This is a genomic window from Bacillus sp. 41-22 (assembly GCF_025809295.1).
Taxonomy (GTDB): Bacteria; Bacillota; Bacilli; order Bacillales; family Bacillaceae_G; genus Bacillus_A; species Bacillus_A mycoides.
The window spans coordinates 4,613,397-4,627,602 of sequence record NZ_CP084035.1 but is presented as its reverse complement, the minus strand read 5'-3'; the positions used below and the strand labels follow the sequence as shown (position 1 = coordinate 4,627,602).

General features: G+C 34.2%; 16 protein-coding genes and 1 riboswitch. Of the genes, 11 read left to right on the top strand and 5 right to left on the bottom strand.

What is annotated here, in order from left to right:
* Nucleotides 1-96 precede the first annotated feature (96 nt).
* Nucleotides 97-858 carry an ABC transporter ATP-binding protein gene (locus tag LCF45_RS23800; RefSeq protein WP_263894325.1) on the top strand — a complete coding sequence of 254 codons (762 nt, stop codon included), beginning with the start codon at nucleotides 97-99 and terminating at the stop codon, nucleotides 856-858.
* A 15-nt stretch (nucleotides 859-873) separates the two neighbouring features.
* Nucleotides 874-2,721: an FtsX-like permease family protein gene (locus LCF45_RS23795; protein WP_215574047.1), complete on the top strand. Its 1,848-nt coding sequence runs from the start codon at nucleotides 874-876 to the stop codon at nucleotides 2,719-2,721.
* Between the two features lie 217 nt (nucleotides 2,722-2,938).
* On the opposite strand, the gene LCF45_RS23790 is transcribed toward LCF45_RS23795, so the two are convergent.
* The 3 genes from LCF45_RS23790 to hpt form a co-directional block, all read right to left on the bottom strand.
* On the bottom strand, nucleotides 2,939-3,118 hold the full coding sequence (locus tag LCF45_RS23790) for a cold-inducible protein YdjO-related protein (RefSeq protein ID WP_002067775.1): 180 nt from the start codon (nucleotides 3,116-3,118) through the stop codon (nucleotides 2,939-2,941).
* A gap of 149 nt (nucleotides 3,119-3,267) precedes the next feature.
* Nucleotides 3,268-4,170 carry a diacylglycerol/lipid kinase family protein gene (locus tag LCF45_RS23785; RefSeq protein WP_263894324.1) on the bottom strand — a complete coding sequence of 301 codons (903 nt, stop codon included), beginning with the start codon at nucleotides 4,168-4,170 and terminating at the stop codon, nucleotides 3,268-3,270.
* Between the two features lie 84 nt (nucleotides 4,171-4,254).
* Complete coding sequence (gene hpt, locus LCF45_RS23780) at nucleotides 4,255-4,782, bottom strand: hypoxanthine phosphoribosyltransferase (protein ID WP_000687586.1); 528 nt, start codon at nucleotides 4,780-4,782, stop codon at nucleotides 4,255-4,257.
* 161 nt (nucleotides 4,783-4,943) lie between these two features.
* On the opposite strand from hpt, the gene LCF45_RS23775 reads away from it, so the two are divergent.
* The 6 genes from LCF45_RS23775 (at nucleotide 4,944) to LCF45_RS23750 (ending at nucleotide 9,685) form a co-directional block, all read left to right on the top strand.
* Nucleotides 4,944-5,159, top strand: coding sequence for a hypothetical protein (locus tag LCF45_RS23775; protein WP_002129607.1), 216 nt, complete (start codon nucleotides 4,944-4,946; stop codon nucleotides 5,157-5,159).
* Between the two features lie 185 nt (nucleotides 5,160-5,344).
* On the top strand, nucleotides 5,345-5,677 hold the full coding sequence (locus tag LCF45_RS23770; protein ID WP_000410949.1) for a hypothetical protein: 333 nt from the start codon (nucleotides 5,345-5,347) through the stop codon (nucleotides 5,675-5,677).
* Nucleotides 5,678-5,863: 186 nt separating this feature from the next.
* Nucleotides 5,864-6,358, top strand: a complete 495-nt coding sequence (locus LCF45_RS23765; RefSeq protein ID WP_263894323.1) for an LPXTG cell wall anchor domain-containing protein — start codon at nucleotides 5,864-5,866, stop codon at nucleotides 6,356-6,358.
* 89 nt (nucleotides 6,359-6,447) lie between these two features.
* The gene (locus LCF45_RS23760; RefSeq protein WP_033731505.1) at nucleotides 6,448-7,068 is read left to right on the top strand and encodes a class D sortase; all 621 of its coding nucleotides are present in this window, start codon (nucleotides 6,448-6,450) and stop codon (nucleotides 7,066-7,068) included.
* Nucleotides 7,069-7,121: 53 nt separating this feature from the next.
* Nucleotides 7,122-7,811: a response regulator transcription factor gene (locus LCF45_RS23755; protein ID WP_263894322.1), complete on the top strand. Its 690-nt coding sequence runs from the start codon at nucleotides 7,122-7,124 to the stop codon at nucleotides 7,809-7,811.
* The gene (locus tag LCF45_RS23750; protein WP_002184777.1) at nucleotides 7,808-9,685 is read left to right on the top strand and encodes a sensor histidine kinase; all 1,878 of its coding nucleotides are present in this window, start codon (nucleotides 7,808-7,810) and stop codon (nucleotides 9,683-9,685) included. The genes LCF45_RS23755 and LCF45_RS23750 overlap by 4 nt, the downstream gene beginning before the upstream one ends.
* Nucleotides 9,686-9,893: 208 nt before the next feature.
* On the opposite strand, the gene LCF45_RS23745 is transcribed toward LCF45_RS23750, so the two are convergent.
* Nucleotides 9,894-10,565 (bottom strand): energy-coupled thiamine transporter ThiT, encoded by a 672-nt coding sequence (locus LCF45_RS23745; RefSeq protein ID WP_002129599.1) that lies wholly within the window; start codon nucleotides 10,563-10,565, stop codon nucleotides 9,894-9,896.
* Nucleotides 10,566-10,651: 86 nt separating this feature from the next.
* Nucleotides 10,652-10,753, bottom strand: a riboswitch (TPP riboswitch).
* 194 nt (nucleotides 10,754-10,947) lie between these two features.
* Between LCF45_RS23745 and LCF45_RS23740 the strand changes: the two genes are divergently transcribed.
* From LCF45_RS23740 to LCF45_RS23730, 3 genes are read left to right on the top strand one after another with little or no spacing between them, the layout of a single operon-like run.
* Nucleotides 10,948-11,175, top strand: a complete 228-nt coding sequence (locus LCF45_RS23740; RefSeq protein WP_000060512.1) for a FeoA family protein — start codon at nucleotides 10,948-10,950, stop codon at nucleotides 11,173-11,175.
* Nucleotides 11,172-13,160, top strand: coding sequence for a ferrous iron transport protein B (gene feoB / locus LCF45_RS23735; RefSeq protein WP_002129597.1), 1,989 nt, complete (start codon nucleotides 11,172-11,174; stop codon nucleotides 13,158-13,160). Before LCF45_RS23740 ends, feoB begins: the two co-directional genes overlap by 4 nt.
* Before the next feature lie 16 nt (nucleotides 13,161-13,176).
* Nucleotides 13,177-13,344 (top strand): FeoB-associated Cys-rich membrane protein, encoded by a 168-nt coding sequence (locus LCF45_RS23730; protein ID WP_000989601.1) that lies wholly within the window; start codon nucleotides 13,177-13,179, stop codon nucleotides 13,342-13,344.
* Between the two features lie 35 nt (nucleotides 13,345-13,379).
* Here LCF45_RS23730 and LCF45_RS23725 read toward each other — a convergent pair whose 3' ends face one another.
* Nucleotides 13,380-13,958 (bottom strand): lipoprotein BA_5634 family protein, encoded by a 579-nt coding sequence (locus LCF45_RS23725; protein ID WP_002129594.1) that lies wholly within the window; start codon nucleotides 13,956-13,958, stop codon nucleotides 13,380-13,382.
* Nucleotides 13,959-14,206: the final 248 nt, after the last annotated feature.

The window sequence follows — 14,206 nt, the reverse complement described above, 5'->3', positions numbered from 1 at the left end:
TTAAGAAATGCTATCTATACTTAGAAATGGGTTAAGAAATGCTCGGGAAATATGTAAGGAAAACAAAAATTGGAAAAGAAGTGTAGGAGGATATAAATGACAGCATCAGTTGTAGAGGCAAAGAATGTACAAAAGGTATACGGTAGAAAAGATGAGAGTCAATCACATGCACTAAAGAATGTATCGTTCTCGATTCAAGAGGGTGAATTCGTTGGAATTATGGGACCATCTGGCTCAGGGAAAACAACATTATTGAATGTAATTTCTACATTAGATAAAGCGACAGGTGGAATTGTTGAAATTGCTGGAACAGATATTACGAAAATGAAGCAAGGGGAATTATCTGATTTTCGCTCAGAGAAACTAGGGTTTATCTTTCAAGATTTTAACTTACTTGAAAATTTATCAATCTATGAAAACATTGCATTACCGCTTTCTCTGCAAGGTGTTCATTCGAAAAGAATTGGATTAAATGTGAAAAAGGTAGCAGAGATGTTAGGAATTTCAGAGATTCTTCAAAAATATCCGTCCGAAGTATCTGGTGGACAAAAACAACGTTCGGCGGCGGCTCGTGCACTTGTACATGAGCCAGCAATAATTTTAGGAGATGAGCCAACAGGAGCGCTTGATTCTAAAAATGCGAAAAGTTTATTAGAGGCGATGACCAACTTAAATGAAGAACAGGATGTTTCAATTATGATGGTTACACACGATCCATTAAGCGCAAGTTATTGCCGACGTATTTTATTCATCCAAGATGGAGAATTGTATAAAGAAATTCATCGCAGAGGTACTCGTGAAGAGTTTTATAAAGAGATTTTAGATGTGCTTGCAGATTTAGGCACACAAAAAGCATAAGAAAGAAGGTTCAACATGTTATTCAAACTTTCCATGTCGGGACTAAAAAGTAAACGAAAAGACTATATGGTCTTATTAGTTGGGCTTATTATGTCTATTTCAATTTTTTATATGTTTCAAACGTTAGCGTTAAATAAAACGTTTATCGAAGGGAATTCCATGGATGGAATTTTTTCAGTCTTCCAAACAGGATCATTTTTATTAGGTTTCATTACATTATTTTATATTTTATACGCCAATTCATTTTTATTATCACTTCGGCAAAAAGAATTTGGTATGTATATGGTATTAGGGGCAAAAAAGCATAAAATTACATTGCTTATGTTTATTGAAACAATTGTATTAGGAATAGTATCTCTTATAGTAGGTGTGATAGTCGGTATAATCTTGGCACAAGGCGTTGGACATTTACTGATGAAGGAACTAGAATTTACTGGCGGTGGTTATCATGCATTTTATGTACCATCAATTATTGTTACTTTCATCTTTTTCATTGCATTATTTATGTTGTCCGCAATTATGAATGGTATGAAACTAGTGCGTAATTCGCTATTACAACTCGTTCACTCCAATAGTCATACAGAGCGTACGCCTATTAAAGGAAAACTAACGAATATAGTAGCACTTTTATCAATTATTTTATTAGCAGTTGGTTATGCTTCGATGATTTATATGAAAGAGTTAAAGGAATCAGGATTTATCATTGCTACAATTACAGTAACACTAGGAACTTATATGCTATTTGCATCATTCCTTCCCATTATTATTAACAAACTAAAAGCGAATAAAAATCGTAGTAAAAAAGGAATCAATGCATTTACGTTTGCACAGTTAAGTTTTTCTATTAATAGTTTAACGAAAGTATTAGCGACAGTGGCTATGTTAGTGGCTCTCGGTGCGGGTGCAATCTCCAGTGGTATGGCGTTAAAAAATAATGTCACAAATATGGTGGAGAGTGCAGAATACTATGATGTCGAAATTAAAAATCCCACAGCAGAAGAAAAGAAAATATTAGATAGTATTACATTTAAAGAAAAGAATGAATATCGATACAAATTAGATGAGCAGTTTATTTATCAATTGAAAGAAGATTTAGAAAGAAACCGTCCGCTAACACCTACTGGAAAAGACGAGAATAGTAGCCGATTCGTTCCTGTTTCGAGGGAGCTAATTGTCGGAGCCGTTTTAAGCCATAGGCAAGAAAAAAATGAGGATAATACCAATGTAATTCCAGAAGAGTGGGGAAATGTTTTAAGGTCTCTTCAAAAGACATATATGAATCCTAGTCAAAAGATACAAATTGTAGATCAAAAGATGTATGACGGGATACAAGGTAAAGAAGAAATTATAATACTGGGGAAAACGGACAATTTTATAACGTATAAAGAAGAATGGAAAAAAATCGATGAATTAGAGCTAGCTAGATATAAAGATATGAAAGAAGTACATCTTTTGAGTAAATATATGCTATATGAAGGATATTACAGTACTTACAGTGGAACAGTATTTATGGGATTTTTCTTAGGCATAGCTTTCTTAGCGATGCTGGCAAGCTGTTTAATGTTTAAAATTCTTTCTGGTGCTTCAAAAGATGTTATTCGCTATCAAATGCTTCGTAAAATTGGTGTGCGTTATGAGCTATTAACGAAATCAATTTATAAAGAGTTACTTTTAGTTTTCTTGTTCCCAGCGATCGTAGGTATAATGCACGTATTAGTCGGAATGAGCATGTTCTCGTTCTTAATAGATAATCCATATTTCCGTATTTGGCTGCCGATTATTATTTTCTTAGTCATTTATGTGTTTTATTATTTCATTACAGTTCAATTGTATAAAAAAATTGTTCTTCCGAAAGAAGTGTAGTATGTAGTGAGTAAGGGGGATGATGAATAGAGATAAATTTAGGGGAATATTATATGGAATTTATAGCGATGAAGAAGTTATAGATTGAAAGAAGCAGCTATTCTACGTAATAGCTGCTTCTTTCATTATTTATAATTAGGAAGCAACTTGTACTGTAGATAAGGAGAAATAAAATCCTCTATCTTTTCAGTATATAAAAGATAAAGAGGGAAAGGTATTATAACTTCTGTAGTAATCGTTCGCTGCTTTTCATGTCACCTTTACACAACGGACATTGTGGCTTATCTTCTAAAGAAAAGTTTTTACGCATCCATCCAAGGCAGTCGTCTGCTTCGCATTCCCACACAGCAATTGCTTCTGGTTCTTCTACAGGTTTATCATTTTTTCTCCAATACATGTGATCGCTCCTTTAAATTGAAAAGTTTTTTAGAAAAAACAAAAAAGGTTGTTAACGTTTTTGTTAACAACCTTTTATTTATTCATCATACTATATTTTTTTGAAAAATGAGAAGTTTAGTAATTATCGAAATTATAGTGAGATAGTGATTAAACAACCGCAGGATTATAAATCATCGTAAAGTGTCCTTGTAACAACTCAATATGACACGGTGTATGAAGAGAGCTTTCACCATCTGTATCTACTTCTTTTTCTTCTTCTGTTTCAATATGAATGGATTTCGCTTTTACATGGAAGATGTCATTTTCATTTGAGTCTTCAAATAGTTTTTTTCCGATATAATCTTTAAACGCTTGAATGCCTGTTGATTTGACTACGAAAATATCAAGTGTTCCGTCATCACATTTTACGTTCGGAATAAAGGATGGGATACCCCCGAGATATTCACCGTTTCCAACCATAACAAGGACAGCTTCGTCTTCATATACTTGTCCGTCGTAAGTGATTTTTACTGGGAATGGTTCAGCGTTTTTTACAGTTCGAATGGTGCTTAAATAGTAACCAATTTTACCAAGCTTTGCTTTCTCTTCTGCATCGATATTGTTTGATACTTCAGAGACGAGTCCAATGCCCCAGAAGTTTAAGAAGTGTTGTCCGTTTGCTTTTGCGACATCAATTGGTTTTACATGTCCTTTTGTAATGAGTTTCGCTGCTTCTGCAATATTTTGCGGAACACCAAGTGTGCGAGAGAAGTCGTTGCAAGTTCCGCCTGGAATGATTGCAAGTGTAGGTCTAGTTTCAAGAGGGGCTAAGCCATTAGTGCATTCAAATACAGTTCCGTCACCACCAAAGACTATAATTAAATCTACTTTACTAGCAAACTCTTGGCAATATTTTGTTGCATCACCTTGTTTTTTCGTATGAAGGATATGCAGGTCAGGAAAAGTTGCCGCAAGAGGTGGTACGATTTTTGTTAAGTTCGTATGTAAATCGCCTTGTCCTGCTTTCGGATTTACGATGAGGAGTACTTTTTCAAATTTTGTCTTTGTCATTTTTATTCTCTCCCTTTGTCTTTTACGAATCGTGATAGAAAATAAACTTCCATCAATAATTGATGGAAGTTTACTCTATTTATATTACTCCGTTACAACTGAAGCGATAAATGGTAAGTTACGATATTTTTCTGCGCAGTCGATACCGTAGCCAACGATAAATTCGTCTGGAATTTGGAAGCCAACATATTCAGCTTTTAAGTCCACTTTACGGCGTTCAGGTTTATCAAGTAACGTACAGAATTTCAATGCTTTTGGTTTATGCATGAAGAAGTGATCTTTTAAGAAGTGAAGTGTTAAACCAGAATCGATAATGTCTTCTACGACAATTACGTTTTTTCCAGTAATGTTTACATCGATATCTTTTAATAGTTTTACTTTTCCAGTTGTTTCTGTTTGATTTCCGTAGCTAGATGCAGAGATAAAATCGATAGTTACTTCGTTTTTAATATGACGAATTAAATCAGCAGCGAATACGAAAGATCCTTTTAATACAGCGATTACAACGATTTCTTCTCCTTCAAAATCACGTTCGATTTGAAGTGCTAGTTCTTTTACTTTTTCTTGTAATTGTTCTTCAGAAATTAAAGTGTCTTTTATTTCAATTTTCATTTGAATCCTCCTACAGTGTAAAACTTGTGAACATTTCGACTGTAAAGGATAGAAAGAAAAAAGTCAAAGAAGATATAAGGTTTTTACAGAAATGCCCACAAAATAGTCAGATGATATGATATACTGATCATATTAAGAAAACGCTTCCGTGAAGGGTGATTATGATGAAAAAGAAACAGTATACAAGTGTAACATTTATAAAAGCATTGCTTTTAACAATCGTTCTTGGTATGTTGGCTTACATAATTGATGTACCTGCAATTCGGATTTCATTAATTGGAATGACTTTAGTATTAGGCGCAATTTCCCACGGTATGATGTCACAGCTGCAAGAAGTTGGACTTGATGATATGAAAGATCATATAGATAAGAAATGAGAAACCTTCACGTATATAGAGTGAAGGTTTTTTCGTTTCTTACAAAAATGTAAGGTGATTTGTAAGACAAATCGATAGTTGCATAGTAGTGTTTTGGATAAACTATAAGTGTAAGGTAAAAGGCAAGCATATTTTAGGTAAATTAAGTTTTAGGCACTCTATATGTGAAAAAGGAGTAGGAGGGCATGGAGAAACATTGGACGACCTTTTCTTTTTTAGCAACTAGTAACACCGTAATGCTAGCTGGAGAAATGGATTTTTTGCATACGTTTGATCGAGAAGACGATCATTCTTCTTCTAAATTTACAATGAAATGGAGTAAGTGGAGCGATAGTTGTAAATTGGAAGAAGAGGCCCCTAACGAAAGGCAAAAAATTATTTTAACAAATCCTATTAAAGCATGGGTCGTTCAATGTCGTAAGTGTAACGTCAAAAATCACTTCAAGAAAACTGAGCCGAGACAATTAGTTATCACTCCGGCCCTTTCTACTTCTCAATCACGCGAAAGTAACAAATAAATATCGAGACACACACCCGAAAAAACATCGTATATATTACGGTGTTTTTTTATTTTTCTAAAATGAAATCTTTAACAGAATTCCATTTCATCTGCATCTTATATTTACATCTCTTGTTTATTCTAGTAATACATCCGGTGCGACGTGATGTGTTACTAGAATAAAGTATAAAAGGAGAGAAATAAAATGAAAAAAAAACTATTACCAATTTGTGCAATGACACTTTTAACAGTAGGATATTCTTCAGTAGCGAGCGCTTCTACTGGAACATTAACAAAAGAAGAATCAGCGCAAATGCAGCAAGATAAAGCTAAAAAAGAAGAAGCAATTAAGGAACAGCAAAAGAGCGAAGTAGAGAAAAAAGAAGCAGCACAAGTACAAGAAAAAAGTGATATGGCTAAAAAAGAGGAAGCAATAAAAGCAGGGCAAAAGAATGATACAGCGAAACAAGAAGTAACACCACAAGTGCAAGAAAAGGAAGCTCTTGCAAAAAAAGAAGCAGCAATTAAGGCAGGGCAAAAGAATGATGCAGCGAAACAAGAAGTAGCGAAACAAGCTGTACAAGGTGAAAAATTACCAAACACAGCATCAAATAATGTAGCAATGATGGCATTAAGCGCATGTCTTGTAGCGATAGGGACATTATTTGGTTTGAACCGTCGTAATAAGATTAAGGCATAAATAAAATATTGTTCTATAAAGAATGGGATAATTTCATATATTAAAAATGGTAGGTTACTCCTACCATTTTTTGCATGGAGGGATTCACAGTGACAGTTCTAAATCGTATTGGATTTACGTTAATGATAGTAGGCTTATTAATGGGAGCCTATTACGCTTTTGAATGGTATAAAGGAAAAAGTTCTGCACAAGATTTAACGACAGAAGAAATTAAAAATTTTGAACAACAAACATCCAAGCAGCATTCTAGCGAAGTACCAGTAAATGCACAAGTACCTTCTTCTCAAATACAACATAAAGAAGGCCAAAAAGTGGCTATGTTAAATATCCCGAAAATAAAGAAGAAATTTTCTGTTTATTGGGGAGCGAATGATGCAACTTTGAAAAAAGGAGTTGGTATGTTTGTTAGTGATTTAACGACAACTCCATCTGGAGGAGGACATACTGTACTCAGTGGGCATCGAGATACTGTATTTACAGATTTAGGAGAGTTAAAAGAAAAGGATAACCTTATTTTGGAGTATGATAATAAAACTTACACATACGAAATTCAAAAGACATGGATTACACATGCGGATGATCGTACCGTTATTGTTAAAAAAGAAGAACCTACATTAACATTGACGACTTGTTATCCATTTGATTATATAGGGGATGCACCGGATCGATATATTATCGAAGCAAAGTTAATTACGAGTAATTCAAAATAAATTATAGAGCTTTGAATAGTAATTTCTTAAAGCGAGAGGGGGAGACATAGATTATGTCAAAAAACATTTTGATTGTTGAAGATGAAGATATTTTACGCGAAATATTAAAGGATTACTTTTTGAGTGAACAATATAAAGTGCTTGAAGCGAGAGATGGAAAAGAAGCTTTAGTCTTATTTGAAGAAGAAGAGGTCGATTTAGTTATACTTGATATTATGTTGCCGGAACTTGATGGATGGTCTGTTTGCCGAAGGATTCGTAAGACGTCGGGGGTTCCAATTATTATGCTGACGGCACGTGTAGATGAAGATGATACATTACTTGGGTTTGAGCTTGGGGCAGATGATTATGTTGCGAAACCATATAGTCCGCCTATTTTATTAGCGAGAGCGAAACGATTATTAGAAAGCAGACAAGCATCAAAGAAACCTTTGGAAAATGAAGATGATACGTTATCAATTCATGGCATTCACGTCCATTTTCCGTCACGTACTGTTACTGTTGATGAGGCAGACATTACTTTAACACATACAGAATTTGAAATATTAGCTTATTTCATGAAAAATCAAGGGATTGTACTAACAAGAGAACAGTTAATTTCAAGAATTTGGGGGTACGAATTTGCTGGTGATGATCGAACGGTTAATAGCCATATTCGTAATTTGCGAAATAAATTAGGAGAAAAATCAAAGCACATTACAACTGTAGTGCGAACCGGTTATAAATTCGAGGGGAGCATATGAGAAAAGGGATTGTACTTAAATTATTTACCCTTACAACAGCTCTATGTATGTTGATTTTAGCGACGATATTTATTGGTCAAACGATATTTTTTAAACAATATTATGCGAACCGAAAAGTAGAAGATATTAAAGTGAATTTAAATTCCTTTGAGAAGAATTATTTGAATTATGTAGGAAATGCAGAAGGAATTCAGAAGCTGGAGCAAGATTTTTTAAGAGAAAATAATACGTGGATTACGATATTAGATCAGAATGGGAATTTAAAACATGTGGATGATTTTTATTTTGAAGTAACGATAGACCGTAGGCAACAAAAGAGCTTTGGACAACAAATATTCAAGATTCCCTTAGGTAATCTCGTCAATATAGAGGAGATTGATAATAAATTATCAGAGAATTTTTCAGGACAAGAAATTTATTTTTCTGGAGTGAGAAAAGAAGAAAGTTTTATTCCATTCTCTTTCTCGTTAGGTAAGCAAAATTTAAGTGGATCTAATAAACCGTTAGAAAAAGCATTTAATGAGAAAATGATTAAATTAGATCAGGAGAAAAAGATTAAATTAGATCAGGAGAAAAAGAAAGCAGCTGAGGAACAAGTTGTTAAGGAAAAGAAGCCGGCCGTTCAGGAGCAAGCTGCTCAGGAATTAGATGCTCCCATAGTAGGACGTGTTACGAAAGTACAGTTCCCCGATGTAAAAGGTCCTGTGAATCCAATTTATAAAAATAGTTTATTCTTAGATAGCATAAAGGAATTTCAAACTGATTTATTATTAAAAGAGAATAATCATATACAGTATTCAACACAAATAATGGACTATGAAAAAAATGATATAAAATATAAATTATTAATTAAACCAAAAAAAGAAAAAGACGGATCGGTAACATATATATATGCGATGGCTTCTTTACAGCCTGTAGATGAGGCTGTACAAATGGTGCAAGATTATTACATCTATATTGTTGCATTTGTAGTCGTTCTAATTTTTCTAGCTTCGTTTTATTACTCAAAACAAATTGCAAAACCGCTACTAAAAATAAATGATACAACGAAGAAAATAGCTCATTTGGATTTCACAGAAAAAATTCCGATTACTTCAAAAGATGAAATTGGTGATTTATCGCAAAATATTAATACATTATCTAATAAACTACATTCACATATTGGACAGTTAGAACAAGATATTGAAAAAGAAAGAAAGTTAGAAAACACAAGGAAAGAATTTATTGCGGGTGTATCGCATGAACTAAAAACGCCGCTGAGTATTATGAAAAGCTGTATTTTCATTTTAAAAGATGGGGTAGCTGAACATAAGAAAGACTACTATTTTCAGGCGATGGAAAAAGAAGTAGACAAGATGGATATACTAATTTTGGATATGCTTGAATTAGCTAAATTTGAGTCTGGCACATATAACATGAAGATGGATTCTTTCTATATCGATGGAGTGATTGAAGAAATATGTGAACAGCTTTCATCGGAGATAGAGAAAAAAGAACTGAGTGTGCACAAACATATATGTCCAGCTGAAGTGGTTGGGAATCAAAATAGAATTGAACAAGTAATTGTGAACTTCATTACGAATGCAATACGTTATACACCAGATAAAGAGGATATTATTATTTCCACAATAGACGAGAAGAATTATATAAAAGTGTGTATTGAAAATAAGGGTGCCCACATTGAAGAAGAACAATTAGATAAAATTTGGGATCGTTTTTATCGAGTAGATGCGGCACGGAAACGTTCACAAGGTGGAACCGGGCTTGGCCTTGCGATTTCAAAAAACATTTTAGAGCTGCACAATGCTGAATATGGGGTCAAGAATACAAAAGATGGTGTGTTATTTTACTTCTATTTACCGAAAAAAGCGTAGACAATACTATCTACGCTTTTTTAATTTATTTTCATATTATCTTTACCTAATCTTTACTTCTAAACAGTATACTTTGAATAGAAAATGAGGTTATGTAAGGAGTCGATGAACCGTGCATAGCAATTGGCTAAGTATAATGGTATTTATTTTCTTTTGTGCATTTATTGTATTTTTAATTGATATTACGATGTGAAAAAAGAGCGCTAAGTTAAGCGCCCTTTTTTTGTGAATTTATTTGATAAGCACTTATGCTTTTGAATAATCTTGGTGAAGTGATAAATAAAAATATAAGTAAAACGGTACATAGAATATAGGAACCAATCATTGTGCTACCGTTAAATATTAAAGAATATAGAATAGCTGATTGACCTTTCGGTGCATATTGTCCCCAGAAAATAATACCGGCAATAAAGTGACAGAAGTAACGAGCTAGACTACCGATAAAAGTAGCAATGATAATGTATCCAATTACTTTCTTTCCTTGGTTTTGTTTTGATGAAGGCTTATCTTTACGGCTACTTAAGTTTGATTGTTCGTTTCCATTCTTATTAGATGCTAGAAGTGCTTTTTGAATTGGACGATAGAATAAACCAGCAAATCCAATGAATGCGAAAGCAACGAAGTATTCAATGATTACTTGAATTGGTGTGACGATAATGGCATCGCCTACGACAATTTGTAATAATCCCCAAATTAAGCCTCCTAAGAAAGCCATTTTGAAGCCCCAGCGGTATGCGATAATAAAGATAGGAATCATAGCGAATGAGATGGAACCGCCTGTTGCTGATATTTTGATTGAAAGTGGTAAAATATCGATGACCAAGGCGAAGGCTGCAAGAATAGCAGATTCGATCATCGCTTGTAAATTGGTGTTACGCATGTTGTCTCCCCCTAAATCCAAGTTGCAAAAAAAGAATAGATATCATAGGAGGATACGAAATACGTAAATAAAAAAAGAGGTGTGTATTTCGGACGTTTGCACAATTCCTGCGTTAGCATTAACTAACAGGTTCAAAGGGTCGGAACGAATTGTTCCCTCTCAGCGGTAAGGCTCCCCCTGTGATAACGAGATTCTTTATTTGCTATTGTTCATTGTAAGCGAAATGGATGAGAATGGCAAATGAATACCGTATGACAATTATTGAAATAGAATTGTAGCGAAATGTTAATAAATATGAAGCAAAAGGGTATAGTCCAATTGAAATAGAGTATGATATAATTTTTCTGAAAATAATTATCATTCTCTTCTGAGGGGGAAGGTTATGAGCTTAGTAGATATTAAAATTGGCGAGAAAGTGTTAGTAAAAAGTATTCAGTCTTTAGATCAGTTATTAAAGCGTAGACTAGCTGCTTTCGGTCTCGCGGAAGGAAGCGAACTTCGCTTGAAACAGAAAGCGATGTTTAAAGGTCCTTGTACATTGGAGTGTCGTGGACAGTTAATTAGTATTCGTCATTGTGACGCGAAAATGATAAAGGTGGAATTAGCGTGAATAAGGTTGCTTTGCTAGGGAATCCGAATACAGGGAAAACATCATTATTTAATGCACTTACTGGTTCTTATGAATATGTAGGAAACTGGAGCGGTGTAACAGTAGAAAAGAAGGTTGGTAAATTAAAAGATAAGCAAGGAACATTAATTGATTTACCAGGCGTTTATGATTTGAATCCAGTTTCACGTGATGAAGGTGTCGTTACGAATTTTCTACTAACAGATGAATTTCATCATATGTTAAATATAGTGGATTCTTCTCAATTTGAGCGAAATATGCATTTAACATTGCAATTACTTGAATTTGGTAAGCCCGTTTCAATTGGTTTAAATATGATTGATGTGGCAAAGCAAAGAGGAATTGTGATTAATGTAAAAAGGCTATCAGAAATATTAGGTGTAACAGTCGTTCCTGTCATCGCAAGAACCGGAAAAGGCTGTGAAGAATTACTTACTACTCTTCATGAAGAGAAACAAAAAGAGAAAAAGCCATTCATTATTTCATATGGCGTACAAATGGATGAAGGAATTGGAGAGGTAATCGCTCTTTTAGAGACAGCGAATTATGAGCATCCGAGATGGTTAGCCCTTCAATTTTTAAGCAATAACGAAGTAGTAGAAAAAGAAATGAAAGCATTACCAATTTATAAGGAACTTATAGCCATTCGATCTCGTTTAGATGGAAAACTTGATTGTACGTTGGAAGAGCACATTTACAAGACTCGTGAAGCGTATATTGAAAAGTTAAAAACAAATGTTATGCAACATGAGAAAGAAGGAAAAATTCCTTTTTCAGAAAAAATTGATAGGTTAATTACACATAAAATTTTAGGACTTCCAATCTTTTTAGCAGTTATGTTTTTTATTTTTCAGGTTACGTTTACGTGGATTGGTACACCTTTATCTGATATGCTTGATGGATTTTTTGGCGGACAACTTACTGATTGGGTTACAGCTGGGCTCACAAGTGTTGGGGCTTCTGACTTTATTCAAGCACTCGTTACAGAAGGTATTATTGCTGGTGTTGGTGCGGTATTAGTATTCGTTCCACAAATCTTTGCACTATTCTTCTTCATTTCATTATTAGAAGACTCAGGATATATGGCACGAATTGCAGTTGTTATGGATAGAATTATGGAGTTTTTCGGTTTAAACGGAAAAGCATTTATTCCGATGATTATCGGCTTTGGATGTAACGTTCCAGGTATTATGGCAGCGAGAACGATTGAACAAGAAAAAGAAAGGTTACTTACAGTTCTTGTAACACCGTTTATGTCTTGTTCGGCACGTTTACCTGTATATGCACTATTTGCGGGAGTTTTCTTCCCTCATAGTCAGGCGACTGTTGTGTTCTCTTTATATATCGCAGGGATTGTTCTTGCATTACTCGTTACAAAAATTATGTCTCTTACTATTTTAAAAGCAGAAAAATCTATTTTTGTAATTGAACTACCACCTTACCGTGTGCCGCAAGCGAAAACGTTATGGCTGAGCACGTGGGAGAAAGGTAAAGGATTTGTTCGTAAAGCGGGTACATTCATCTTCGGTGGTTCTGTTGTCATTTGGTTATTAAACTATGCAGGTCCATCAGGATTTGGTGTTGATATGGGAGACAGTTTCTTAGCGATGATTGGTGGATTTATTGCACCACTTTTTGCACCGCTCGGCTTTGGAACGTGGCAAGCTGCAGCATCCCTTTTAACAGGATTTTTAGCGAAAGAAGTTGTCGTTTCTACGATGGCAATTATTTATGCGGTTAAAGAAGATGTGCTAGGAAATGTAATGGGAGCACATTATACTGCGCTATCAGCCTATGCATTTATGTTCTTTATTTTATTATATGTTCCGTGCTTAGCGACAGTAGCTGTTATTAAACGTGAAACAGGATCGATGAAATGGACAGTTTTCTCTGTCGTTTATCCGCTCGTTGTTGCTTATGTATTAACGCTCATTATATACCAAGTTGGGTCCTTACTCGGATTCTAGAAGGAGATGTATCGCGGTGATGGTCAATATTATAATTGGAGCTATCATTTTTGGTTATGCAGCATATACGTTAGTTAATTTTGTAAAGAGAAGTAAAAAGGGAAAATGCGCAGCATGCTCTTTAAGTAAGTCATGTCAGTCGCAAACTTGTAGTCCAGATATGGAGCAAATTGCTCATAAATAGAAAAAAGCTTTGCGAATTTCGCAAAGCTTTTTTGTTTACTTTTTAATTTTTACAAGCTGAGAAGCTTCTACTCCGTTGTAACCAGGGAATTCTTTACTAGGGTCTTTATCGAATTTTAATACACCAACAGATTTTTCATCACCTTTTACATTTCCATAAGTTGCATCGTCAACAATTGCGAACATGTCTGCATATGCACGGCCACTTCCGATAATTGTGTTGCCTTCGTATTTTAATTTTGCCCCATCAAGTGTAGCATTTTCTACTTTCTCTTTTGCAAATAACACGCCTTCTTCTGTTGTTACAGCTGGTAATTTATCAAGTGGTTTTGTATCATCGTTTTTATCAACTTTGCTAAGTAATTCTTTTTTCACCAGTTCTTCACCAGTTTTCTTATCCATTACAAGAACTTTTTTACCCTCTAATGTTGTCATTTTCATTTTATAGAAGTCTTTTTCTTTCACTTCTTTTTTATTTTTATCTGTAACTTGTTGAATTTGCTCATCTGTTCCGTATAGTACAAAGCCGTTCGCTTTTTCTCCTAATAAAGAACAACCTGATAATGCTCCGAATGAAATTGCTGCTGCTAATCCGATTCCTACTAATTTTTTCATGATGATTGCTCCTTTTATATGTTTTATAGTAAATACATTTTTTGTATTAGTCCTGAAATTATGAGAAGCTTGTTTGTTGCTTCTGGTATTAGTGTATAAGAAATATTGAAACGTAACTATCGAGTTAGCTTACAGTAACATTACAATAATGTAATTTAGTGAAAGTGCATAAAAATATGTCAATTCTGAAGAGGATTAATGAGAATATATTAGGAATACAATGTTTTATCTAGAATGTCATATTATAT

Coding starts and splice junctions, on each gene's coding strand:
- LCF45_RS23745 (WP_002129599.1), bottom strand. CDS start 10,565: ATGCGTAACACCAATTTACAAGCGATGATCGAATCTGCTATTCTTGCA.
- LCF45_RS23755 (WP_263894322.1), top strand. CDS start 7,122: ATGTCAAAAAACATTTTGATTGTTGAAGATGAAGATATTTTACGCGAA.
- LCF45_RS23770 (WP_000410949.1), top strand. CDS start 5,345: ATGGAGAAACATTGGACGACCTTTTCTTTTTTAGCAACTAGTAACACC.
- LCF45_RS23765 (WP_263894323.1), top strand. CDS start 5,864: ATGAAAAAAAAACTATTACCAATTTGTGCAATGACACTTTTAACAGTA.
- LCF45_RS23795 (WP_215574047.1), top strand. CDS start 874: ATGTTATTCAAACTTTCCATGTCGGGACTAAAAAGTAAACGAAAAGAC.
- LCF45_RS23800 (WP_263894325.1), top strand. CDS start 97: ATGACAGCATCAGTTGTAGAGGCAAAGAATGTACAAAAGGTATACGGT.
- LCF45_RS23740 (WP_000060512.1), top strand. CDS start 10,948: ATGAGCTTAGTAGATATTAAAATTGGCGAGAAAGTGTTAGTAAAAAGT.
- hpt (WP_000687586.1), bottom strand. CDS start 4,782: ATGAAAATTGAAATAAAAGACACTTTAATTTCTGAAGAACAATTACAA.
- LCF45_RS23725 (WP_002129594.1), bottom strand. CDS start 13,958: ATGAAAAAATTAGTAGGAATCGGATTAGCAGCAGCAATTTCATTCGGA.
- LCF45_RS23785 (WP_263894324.1), bottom strand. CDS start 4,170: ATGACAAAGACAAAATTTGAAAAAGTACTCCTCATCGTAAATCCGAAA.
- LCF45_RS23790 (WP_002067775.1), bottom strand. CDS start 3,118: ATGTATTGGAGAAAAAATGATAAACCTGTAGAAGAACCAGAAGCAATT.
- LCF45_RS23750 (WP_002184777.1), top strand. CDS start 7,808: ATGAGAAAAGGGATTGTACTTAAATTATTTACCCTTACAACAGCTCTA.
- LCF45_RS23775 (WP_002129607.1), top strand. CDS start 4,944: ATGATGAAAAAGAAACAGTATACAAGTGTAACATTTATAAAAGCATTG.